At 71.6% G+C, this 10,408-nt stretch carries 10 protein-coding genes; 2 read left to right on the top strand and 8 right to left on the bottom strand.

The genetic code is table 11. From position 1 onward, the window contains the following. Positions 1 to 50: 50 nt before the first annotated feature. The 8 genes from SS2_RS03060 to SS2_RS03025 all read right to left on the bottom strand — a co-directional run bounded on the left by SS2_RS03060 (position 51) and on the right by SS2_RS03025 (position 8,867). Positions 51 to 827, bottom strand: a complete 777-nt coding sequence (locus SS2_RS03060; RefSeq protein WP_066460965.1) for an HAD-IIB family hydrolase — start codon at positions 825 to 827, stop codon at positions 51 to 53. A gap of 260 nt (positions 828 to 1,087) precedes the next feature. After that, positions 1,088 to 1,864, bottom strand: a complete 777-nt coding sequence (locus tag SS2_RS03055; protein ID WP_245643316.1) for a creatininase family protein — start codon at positions 1,862 to 1,864, stop codon at positions 1,088 to 1,090. After that, complete coding sequence (locus SS2_RS03050; protein WP_066460921.1) at positions 1,842 to 3,206, bottom strand: FAD-binding oxidoreductase; 1,365 nt, start codon at positions 3,204 to 3,206, stop codon at positions 1,842 to 1,844. Before SS2_RS03050 ends, SS2_RS03055 begins: the two co-directional genes overlap by 23 nt. Before the next feature lie 34 nt (positions 3,207 to 3,240). Next, positions 3,241 to 4,413, bottom strand: coding sequence for a substrate-binding domain-containing protein (locus SS2_RS03045; protein WP_066460919.1), 1,173 nt, complete (start codon positions 4,411 to 4,413; stop codon positions 3,241 to 3,243). Between the two features lie 146 nt (positions 4,414 to 4,559). Further along, complete coding sequence (locus SS2_RS03040) at positions 4,560 to 5,540, bottom strand: ABC transporter permease (RefSeq protein ID WP_083941617.1); 981 nt, start codon at positions 5,538 to 5,540, stop codon at positions 4,560 to 4,562. After that, a complete protein-coding gene (locus SS2_RS03035; protein ID WP_083941636.1) occupies positions 5,537 to 6,319 on the bottom strand; it encodes an ABC transporter ATP-binding protein in 783 nt (260 codons plus the stop codon). Before SS2_RS03035 ends, SS2_RS03040 begins: the two co-directional genes overlap by 4 nt. 5 nt (positions 6,320 to 6,324) lie before the next feature. Beyond that, positions 6,325 to 7,821 carry an amidohydrolase family protein gene (locus SS2_RS03030; protein WP_157607166.1) on the bottom strand — a complete coding sequence of 499 codons (1,497 nt, stop codon included), beginning with the start codon at positions 7,819 to 7,821 and terminating at the stop codon, positions 6,325 to 6,327. Continuing rightward, positions 7,818 to 8,867 (bottom strand): MBL fold metallo-hydrolase, encoded by a 1,050-nt coding sequence (locus SS2_RS03025; RefSeq protein ID WP_083941615.1) that lies wholly within the window; start codon positions 8,865 to 8,867, stop codon positions 7,818 to 7,820. Before SS2_RS03025 ends, SS2_RS03030 begins: the two co-directional genes overlap by 4 nt. Positions 8,868 to 8,980: 113 nt before the next feature. Here SS2_RS03025 and SS2_RS03020 point away from each other — a divergent pair, with 113 nt between their 5' ends. Then, complete coding sequence (locus tag SS2_RS03020) at positions 8,981 to 9,643, top strand: helix-turn-helix domain-containing protein (RefSeq protein ID WP_066460917.1); 663 nt, start codon at positions 8,981 to 8,983, stop codon at positions 9,641 to 9,643. A gap of 51 nt (positions 9,644 to 9,694) precedes the next feature. Beyond that, on the top strand, positions 9,695 to 10,393 hold the full coding sequence (locus tag SS2_RS03015; protein WP_066460913.1) for a pyridoxine/pyridoxamine 5'-phosphate oxidase: 699 nt from the start codon (positions 9,695 to 9,697) through the stop codon (positions 10,391 to 10,393). Positions 10,394 to 10,408: the final 15 nt, after the last annotated feature.

The raw sequence follows: 10,408 nt of genomic DNA, 5'->3' as shown, positions 1-10,408 counted from the left end.
GGGCCCGCCGGGCCGGGGCGGGTCAGGCCGGGCCGGGCCGGGCCCGGGCGTCAGTGCTGGGCGGGGAGGGGGAGGGTGGGGATGAGGTCGTCGAGGAGGGCGGCGGTGTCTTCCCAGCCTTCGACGGCGCGGCACTCCACGCCCATCGCCAGGACCGGGTAGTCGTTGCCGGCCTCGTCCAGGCGGTCTCCGACGAAGAGCATGTCCGCCAGGTCCACGCCGGTGATCTCGGCGAGCTTGGTCATGCCGTAGGCCTTGTCGATGCCCTTGCGGGTGATGTCCACCGACGTGGACCCGCCGGAGCGGACCTCGAGGTCAGGCAGCTGGGCGGCGACGGCCTCGCGCAGCGCGGTCTTCTTCTCCCCCGTCGGGTCCCACGCGGTCTTCGCGGCGACGGGCGCGGCCTGGCCCAGCGCCGAGAAGGTGATCTGCGATCCGCGGTCCTCGAGGATCGGGCCCCAGGTCTCGTCCTCCCACAACCCGAGCTCACGGGCGGAGCCTTCGACGGCGGCCAGTGCTCGCGCCTTCTCGTCCTCGGTGAGGTTCTCGGCGTAGACCTGCTCCCAGTCCCCGCCGGCGTAGCGGTAGTACTGCGTGCCGCAGGTGGGCATGAGGTGCAGGCGAGCGAGCTGCTCCGGCGTCGCGCCGTCGAGCTTCTCGATGAGCTGCATCTGGAACTGGCCGAACTGCCCGCCGGAGATCACGCAGACCTCGACGACGTCGACGAGCTGGAGCAGCAACGTCGCCATCCGCGGGTCGAGCGGGGACTTGGACGGCGCCAGCGTGTCGTCCAGGTCGAAGGCGACGAGCAGGGGTGGGCGGGACACGAGCGCCTCCGAGAGGTGTGCGGGATCGGGCGCGAGCGCCCGGCGTCGGAACTGCCCGACGCCGCCCCCATCCTCCCAGACCCCACCCACCCCAAACACCCCCACCCACCCGCCCCTCCACCCCCTCCCACCCGCTGAGTGCTGGGTTGTACACGCCCAAGAGGCCATTTCGCGTGTACAACCCAGCAGTCAGCGGAAATGGGCGGTGGGGTGGGCGGGGGTGGGCGGGGCGGGCGGGGCGGGGGCAGCGGGCGGGGGAGTCAGCCGATGGTGAAGGTGCTGGCTTCGACGATGGACTCGGCGATCTTGGCGACCGCCGCCTCGAAGAGCTGCTTGCCGTGGTCGGCCGAGGCGCCTGTGGGGTCCCCGATCACACCGCCGGGACCGAAGTCGTCCGAGGTCCAGCCGAAGCTCACCGACTTGCCGAAGCCGATGTGCTTGTACTCCCCCATCGTCTCGGGCACCTGCCGGGTGGCCAGGTCCATGTGCACCAGCTCGGGACGCAGGTGCATGACCATCGACGTCTCGGAGTGCCCGCCGTGCACGCCGAAGCCGTTCTCGACGTCGACCGCCGCCACCCCGCCCTGGTCCTTGGGGACCGAGGAGTGGGCGAAGAAGGTCTGCAGCCCGAACCGCCGGTGCAGCTCGCGGCAGGCGACCTGGCCCAGGGCGGAGTTCCCGCCGTGGCCGTTGACGAACATGAGCTTCTTCACCGGCGAGGTCGCGAGGGACCGCCCGATGTCGATGAGGGTGTTCATGAGCGTCTCCCAGGTGAGCCAGATGGTGCCCGGGGCCCAGTGGTGCTCGTCGGACTTCGTGTACGCCAGGCCCGGCAGCAGCACGACGTTCGCCGTCCCCGCCTCGGCGACCGAGGCGACAGCCGCCTCGGCCACGCTCGTGGCCACGAGGTAGTCGGTGGAGACCGGCAGGTGCGCACCGTGCTGCTCGATGGCACCGAGCGGCAGGATCGCCACCGTGTCCTCGGGCAGGGCTGCGATCTGCTGGAAGGTCAGGTCAACGAACTGGGGTGCGGGCAACGAGAGCCTCATTCCTGGTGTCGATCCGCGCGGGGATCACGCCGTCTCGGTCGAGCTTGAGCTGGTTGAGCAGACCCTTGGGGTCGGTGATCGGGGCGGTGGCGAGAGCCTCGGCGACGTGCCGGTCCACCAGCCACTGGTGCGGGCTGTGGATCCCCACACCGAGCTCCTCGAGGGCCGCGAAGCCGCCGAGAACCTGGTCCTCGGACTCGTAGTCCGCGACGTACATGCCGAGCGGACCCATGGTCCGCAGCTCCACGTGCACCATCGCGTTGGGGTACACGGTGCGGATGAGCTCCGGGCTGTCCCACAGCGCCCTGCCGCCCACCTCCAGGTGGAAGCAGGGGTACCCGGACTGCTGGAGGAAGTACACCGGGTGGTTGTAGGACATGGAGGAGAGCGTGTCGGTCGCGGCGTAGTCGTCGATGACCGCGACCACCTCGCCACCGCCGGCCACGACGCGTCGCGAGACCTCCTCGACCGTGGACGCCTCGAGGATCATCCGCAGGCTGGTGCGGGTGGGATCGAGCTCGATCGGTGCGGGCAGGGTCGCGACCAGGCCCGGCTCGTCGAGGGAGGCCAGCCGCGGCAGCACCGGGAGGTCAGGCAGGGTGCGGTGGACCGCGATGGCCTGGCCGTAGTCGGCGAAGGCGGCGTAGACGGCCACCCAGTGCCGGGCCGGGTCGGTGCGGACGGTGAGCTCGGTCGCGATCCCGGTCACCCCGTAGGTGTGGATGTAGGGGATGGTGTCGGCGCCCTCGACCCGGAAAGACCGGCCCGAGCCGTCGCACGGCGCGATGGTCATGGCCGCCACGAAGCCGTCGGCGGTGGTGCCGCGCTCGACCGTGCCGGTCCCGGCGCTGCCCCCGGCGACGAACCCGCCGATGGTGGAGCCCTTGGTGGAGGGGAACATCCACAGGTCCTGGCCCTGGGCGCGCACCGCTGAGTCGATCGCGGTGAGCTTGGCTCCCGCCTGGGCGATGACGAAGTCGTCGCCGATCTCGGTGATCGCGTCCAGCCCGCGCAGGTCGAGGACCGCTCCCCCGGTGAAGGGGGTGGCCTGGCCGTAGTTGCCGGTCCCCGCCCCGCGCGGCACCACAGGCACGTCGTGCTCGTAGGCGAGCTTGAGGAAGGCCGGCACCTGCTCGGGAGTCGTGGGCCGCACGACGAGGTCGGCGTTGTAGCGGCCCGGGGGGAGCTTCTCCTGGAGGATCGGCGACATGCGCGACCAGTCCGAGGAGCACTTCTGGATGAGGGCCGGGTCGGTGCTGGCGACGCCGTCGCCGAGCTCGCGGGTGACGAGGTCGGCGAAGGCGGCAGCACCCTCGGGATTGAGGATCATGAGGGTCCTTGTCTGTCAGCGGTGCGCAGGTCGGTCAGTCGAGGGTGATCGACGTGTCCAGGAACTCGTTGGTGAACAGGTCCTCGGGGGTGAGGTCGTCCGCCACCTCGGTGCCGCTCGCCTCGAGGATCGGGGTGAAGGTGTCCATGACGGTCTGGATGCGGTCCGCGTCCATCCCGCCGAAGATCCCGGAGGTGTCCGTCTGGACGATCTTGAGGTCCTTCATCGCCTGGTGGGAGAACTCCGCGACGCCGGCGGAGTACACCCAGCCGGTGTTGTACTTCTCGACGATCAGCGCGTTGGTGGACGCCGGGTCCTCGAGGTAGTCGATCTGCGTCTGCTGCAGGATCGGCACGATCTTCTCCAGGCAGGGCCGGTACTCCTCGAGGTCCGCGGTGCGCACCGCGAGCGGCTCGGGGTAGATGGTGTAGCCGACCTCGGAGACGAGCTGGTAGGCCACAGGCTTGCCCCAGGAGGAGATCTCGTTCTCGTAGATGAACGGCTCAGCCGTGGCGAAGCCCTGCTGGGCGATCGTCGGGTCGCCCACGAAGCGCGAGGGGTCGCCGTTGTAGGACGGGTCGATCTGGTCGGCCGGGACGGTGCCGTTGCCCGAGAGCAGCGCGCCCAGGTTGCTGCCGCCACCGGAGACGACGATCGAGGCGCCGTCGGCCGCGATGTCCGCGACGGTGGTGGCGCCCGGGTAGGTCTCGGGGTCCCACATGATGATCTGCGGGGACACGTTGAGCTGGGCGACCACCGCGGTGACCGGCTGCTTGGCCGACGACGCGATCGCGCCGTCGGTGTTCACGGCGCCGAACATGATGTCCTCGTCGACGAACATCTGCGAGGTCACCGACTGGTAGCTGATCGCGGACCCGCCGGGGCGGACCTCGATGTCGACGCCGGTGTCCACGCCCTGGGCCACGAGCGAGCCGGAGACGCGCTTCTTGTCGGCGTCGATCGTGTAGTCCGCACCGACGAGGGAGTACATGCCGGAGTGCTCGGCCTCCGGCTCCCAGTCCTGCTGGAAGACGACGGTCGCGGGGCAGACGTCCGCGAGGTCGAGGGCGGAGCCCTTCTCGGCGGCGGGCACCTCGAGGGTCGAGGCGTCTGCGGTGTCGTCCCCGCTCGAGCAGGCGCCCAGCGCCAGCATGGAGAAGAGGGAGACGGTGGACCCTGCGATGACGGCTGCTCTGGAGCGGATCATGGTGCAACTCCTTGGTGAAAGGGTTGAGAGGGGGTTGGGGTCTGCCACGGGCGAGCGGTGAAAAAGGGTGTGCGAGGTGGGACGGCCCGCGGTCGCGGGTCGTTGGACGATGAGTCAGATGGGTCAGGCGGCGGGAGGGGCCAGGGTCAGCGCTTCCCGTACCACCGGGTCATGACGGCCTTGTCGACCGCGGAGAAGACCGCGAAGACGACGACGCCGAAGAGCGAGGCCAGGCCGATCGCGGTGAGCAGGTTCTCCGACTCCACGCGGGCCCGGTAGACGTCGAGCAGGCTGCCGATCCCTGGTGCGCCCTGGCGGAAGAACATGTCACCGACGATGGCGCCGATCACGGCCAGACCGGCGGAGATCTTCAGGCCCGCGAACATCGACGGGACGGCTGCGGGCATCTGCAGCTTCCACAGCCGCTGCGCCCGGGTGGCCTTGTTCAGGGTGAACAGGTCGTGGGCGGCTGGCTCGGCGGACTGGATGCCGAAGAGCGTGTTCGAGATCATCGGGAACAGCGCGATGATCACGCAGACGATGACCCGGGAGGTGAAGCCGAAGCCGAACCACAGCCCGATGAGCGGGACGAGGGCGAGGATCGGGATGGTCTGCAGCACCACCGCGTAGGGGTAGAGCGACTTCTCCAGCCAGCGCGCCTGGCTCATGAGGATCGCCTGCCCGACGCCGAGCACCACCGCGATGGCCAGCCCGGTCATCGCGACCTGCGCGGTGAGGGTGAGCGCCTCGAGCATCGGCTGGACCTTGGACCAGTCCAGGACGGACTCGGTGAGCACCTGGTGCGGCGGCGGGAGCAGGAACCGGCGGCCCTCGGGGAGCACGAGGTAGGTGATCGCGTACCAGAGGGCGATCGCGCCGGCGAAGGCGCCGAGCACCGGCCCCGCGCTCGCGCCGATGGTCTTGGTCACCCGCCAGGGCATGCCCGACGCCGTAGGGCGGGTGGGGCGGGTGGGACCGGCGGGGCTGGCAGCCTCCGCTTCGACGGTGGCCGGGTCGGGGGTCTGCGCGGAGGCGACCGCCACGGGGACGGTGGGGCTGACGGTGGGGTGGACGGCGTCGGGCACGACCTGGGTGGGTGCGCTCACGGGGCGGGTCTCGGCGGTCATCGGTGGTCTCCTTCCAGCGCTGCGGACACCGTGCCGGAGAGCTCGGCGAAGGCGGGGTCGAAGCGCAGCTCGGGCGGGCGGGGGTAGGAGAACGGCACCGGGAGGTCGGCGACGACCGTCCCGGGCCTGCCGCTCATGACGATCACGCGGGTGCTCAGGTACACGGCCTCGGAGACCGAGTGGGTGATGAACAGGCCGGCGAACTGCTTGAGCGCGAAGAGCCGCTGCAGCTCGGTCTGCATGTTCAGGCGGGTGATCTCGTCGAGGGCGCCGAAGGGCTCGTCGAAGAGGAAGAGGTCCGGCTCGGCCACGAGCGCCCGGGCGAGGGAGACGCGCATCCGCATGCCCCCGGAGAGCTGGCGCGGGTACTGCTTCTCGAAGCCACCGAGCCCGACGAGCTCGAGGGCCTCCTGGGCGGCCTTGCGGCGCTCGATCTTGGACCTGCTGCGCAGCTCCCCGATGAGCTCGACGTTCTTCTGGGCGGTGCGCCACTGCAGCAGCGTCGGGTCCTGGAAGACGTAGCTGGTGGAGTCGGTGTTGACCTCGACAGTGCCGGTCGTGGCGTCGTCGAGCCCGGAGGCCAGGCGGAGCAGGGTGGACTTGCCGCAGCCGGAGGGGCCGACGACGGAGACGAAGTCGCCTGCGGCGACCGTGAGGTTGACGCCGGTCAGGGCGACGGTGCCGGTCGGGAAGGTCTTGGACACGTCGTCCAGGACAAGGGTGCGGGTCTGGGAGATGTGCTGGATGCGTTCGTGGACAACGTCGGTGGGTGCGGTCACGGTGATCACCTCACGTGCTCGAGGACGGGTCGGTCGGGAGTTCCAGCGGGGTCCTGGGTGGAGCGGTTCGGGGCCGTGCGGGTGGCGGCCGAGGCTGTCGAGGTCAGGTGGGGGGAGGTGGGCAGGGCCAGGGTCCGCGAGACCCGGGAGTCGGCGAGAACGCGACCTGCGTGCAGCACGACCCGGGCGTCGACCGCCCCGGCGAGCACGTCGCCGAGGTCGACGTCCGGGACGAGGACGAGGTCGGCAGCCACCGGGGTGCCGGGGTCCAGGGTGCCCGGGGCCGCGGCGCGGCCGGGTCCGGCGTCGAGCACGGCGGGCAGGCCGAGGACGGTGCGGGCGCCGGTGGTCACGGCGGCGAGGGCCTCGACGGGGGTGAGGTGGCCGGCGGTGATGAGCAGCGACGTCGTCTCGAAGGGGTCTGCCCGGCCGACGGGGTTGAAGGGGTCGCGGAGGTTGTCCGCGCCGGCGGCCAGCGGGATGCCCGCGTCGAGGATCGCCCGGACGGCGGTGAGGCCGCGGGGGGCCAGGTGCGTGGCGTCCCAGCCCTGCAGGTAGAGGTTGGTGATCGGCAGCGTCACGATGCCCATCCCGGAGCGGGCCACGAGGTCGAGGACCGGGCGCAGCTGCTCGGGGGGCAGCGAGCCGAGCCGCACGCAGTGGCTGGCGGTGACCAGCTGGCCGAGGTCGCGGGCGATGACCTGGTGGGCGAGGTCGACGATGTCGAGCTCGTGGGCGCTGGTCTGCTCGTCGGTGTGCAGGTCGACGGGCAGGCCCGTGCGCTCGGCGAGGTCGAGCATGCGGGTGGTCTCGCGGTGGGGGTCCTCGGAGATGTGCGGGCAGCCGCCGATGACGTCCAGGCCGAGGCTGACCGCGTCGGCGAGCACCGCGTCATCGGTGTGCTGCCCGGCGAGGCCCACGACCTGGATGGTCATGACTCCGGCGAGGGCGTCGCGCACGGCGGTGAGGGCCTTGAGCCCGCGCAGGGGGTCGCCGGTGAGCGGGAAGTCGACGTGGGTGCGGATGCTCGTGATCCCGCGGGCGACGTAGCGCTCGACGGCGCGGGTCGCTCGGTCGCGGACGTCGGCCTCGTCGATCGTGGAGAGCAGCCCGCGCCACTGCTCGATCGCCGCGGAGAGGTCGTTGCCGGTGGTGCCGGAGAAGTAGTCGACCCGCTCCCCGCTGAGCGCCTTGTCGAGGTGGGCGTGCGGCTCGGAGGCCGCGGGGAGCGCCCGCCACCCGGTCGCGTCGAGCTCGACGCCAACGCCGGCCGCGCCGGTTGGTCGCACGGTGCCGGCTGGCCGCGCGGTGCCGGTCGGTCGCACGGCGGCTGACAGCACGGCGGTGATGTGCCCGTCGGCGACGAGGAGGTCGGCGAGCGTCCCGTCGACCAGGCGCACCGACCGCACGGCGCTGACCTCGACGCCGGCGGTGTGCCCGGCGCCGTGGGGAGAGCCGAGCGGGACGGTCCGGGTCACCGGGACGTGCGTGGGCTGGCTCATGCGAGCTCCTTGCTGAGGTCGGCGGTGAGGTGGGCAGTGAGGTCCGCGGCGCTCAGAGGACGGTGCGCACCGTGGGTGGGTGGCAGCAGCAGCGCGACGCCGTCGTGGCTGTGGCGGTCGACGGGGTTGCCCAGCAGGTCCCGCCCGGCCACCGGGCGGGTCCCCCCGGTCTGCACGCTGGCGGCGGCGCGGGCCACCGCGGCGACGTACTCCGGCGGCTGGACGGCGAGCAGGTTGTGGGCGGTGAGCACCCGGGTCAGCGGCAGTCCGGCGAGGTGCGCGGTCGAGGCGGCGAAGGCGGGAAGGTCCGCCCCGTCGTTGTGGAGCCAGAACGCCGCGGCGATGACCGTGTCCCCGGCGAGCAGCGCGCCGGTGCTCTCGTCCACCAGGACCAGGGAGTCCGCGGTGTGCCCCGGGGTGTGCAGGACGAGCAGCGAGCGCCCGCCGAGGTCGATGCGTTCGCCGTCGTGCAGGGCCTGGGTGGGACGCACCTCGGGGACGCGCCACGCGGAGGTGTCCGGCATGGGGCGCGGGCGGCCGATGCCGCGCAGGACGAAGAAGCTCTGCTCGTCGAGGGCCTCGTAGCGGAGGTAGTCCTCGTAGACGGCGGTCATGGCGGCGGCGTAGTCGCGCAGGAACTGCGGATCCACCTCGCGGTGGCTCGTGGCGGCCGGACCCACCGCGCTGGGGTGCGCGGCGATGGCGAGGAGACCGAGCTCGTCGGCGTGGGCCGCCAGGTCGGCGTTGCCGCCGCGGTGGTCGACGTGGTCGTGGGAGCTGACCACGACGAGCGGGGTGTCGGTGAGCGAGCGGACGACCTCGGAGATGGGCGCGATGCCCAGGCCGGAGTCGAAGAGCAGCGCGCGCTCGGCGCCCTGGACGAGGAAGGAGTTGACGTGGCCGGGCTCGGAGATGAGCGTGATGCCGTCGTCGAGGTCGGCGACGTGGAACCAGTCCTCGGCGGCGGCGCAGACGGCCGGACGAGCGGCGACCGAGGCGGCGACCGAGGCGGCGGTCTGAGCCGTGATCTGCGCGGTGCGAGCCATGTCCACCTCCGTGGTGTGTCCAGCAGCGAATGAATGTTGATGTGACTAACATTCAGAACGGTAAGCACCGTCTGTTTCGCGGACGTAACCACGAGGAACCGGATGTGTGACCAATGACCTCAGGGACCAAAGACCCTGGCGAAACGCCCACCAGATCGCCCGAGACGACCGTCGACCTGCGCCTGGGGACGGTCATCCGCGCCCGGCGGCACACCCTCGGCAAGACCCTCGTGGAGGTGGCCGCGGCGAGCGAGCTCTCCCACTCCTTCCTCAGCCAGCTCGAGCGCGGGCTCGCCCGACCCTCCATGCGCTCCCTCTACCTCATCGCCCAGGCGCTGGGCACGACGCAGCAGACGCTGCTCGCCGAGGCGGCTCCGACGGACCCCGCAGGCACCGGGCTGGTCGACGCCGGGGACAGCCTCCCGCTGACCGTCCAGTCCGGGTCGGCGCGCCTGCTCAGCCACGTCCGCGACGGCGCTGACGTCACCGAGTTCCTTAACGTCCCTGACATCTTCGAGAGCTACTTTGCTCATGGCCGGCACGAGTTCGTCTACGTGGTCTCCGGCCACCTCGAGGTCGAGCTGAGCGTCCCGGCAGGTCCCGCCGGTGGCGCTGAACCCGTCACCGAGCTGCACTCCCTCACCGCACGCCAGAGCATCGGCTACCCCGGCTCGACCCAGCACCGCCACCGCCGGGTCGGTCCCGAGGACTGCGTGATCCTCGTGGTGCACTCCGGCCCCGAGGACTTCGGGGACGGTGCGGCGCCCACCCACTGACCCGACGCGTCCGGCCCACCGCACGCTCGACAGCACCGAAGGAGCCCGACCATGGCCGAACCCCTCACCTCAGGTCCTCACGCCAGCATCACCGCCGGCACCGCGCCCCGGGAGGTCACCGCCTCCGAGGACCCGCTCGCGACGGTGGCGCAGTGGGTCCAGGAGGCCGCCGCGGCTGGCTCGCGGAGCCCGCACACCCTCACCTTCGCCACCGTCGGGCCCGACGGCGCACCGCACGCCCGCACCGTGCTGAGCACGCTCATCGACTCCGAGCACGTGCGCTTCCACTCCTCCGTCCCCACCACCAAGACCCGCGACCTGCGCGCCGACCCGCGCGCCTCCGCGGTCTTCTTCTGGCCTGAGATCGGCCGTCAGGTGGTGCTGCACGGCCACGCGACCGAGCTCGACGAGGCGACGTCTCGCGCGGCCTTCCCCACCCGGCCGCGCCAGCTCCAGCTCGTCGCCTGGGCCTACGACGACGTGCTCGCCGAGGCGGGCGGCGGTGCCATCGACCCGGACGTCGTCTCCGCCGAGGTCCCCACGAGCGCGGAACACGTCGCCGACCGGGTGGCCCACCACGCGGCCAGTCCCCCCGAGGACCTGCCGATGCCGGCGTCGTGGACGACGATCGCCTTCACCCCCACCCGGGTGGACCTGTGGCAGGGGGTGGGCCCCGAGGTCGCGGCGCTGAAGACCCGGTACGACAAGGGTGCGGACGGCACCTGGACGCACACCGAGATTCTGCCCTGACCCCTGGCTAGAGTC

This window comes from Sanguibacter suarezii NBRC 16159 (assembly GCF_001552735.1).
GTDB classification, from domain to species: domain Bacteria; phylum Actinomycetota; class Actinomycetes; order Actinomycetales; family Cellulomonadaceae; genus Sanguibacter; species Sanguibacter suarezii.
The sequence above is the reverse complement of the archived record's forward strand: the minus strand, read 5'-3'. Positions and strand labels throughout refer to the sequence as shown.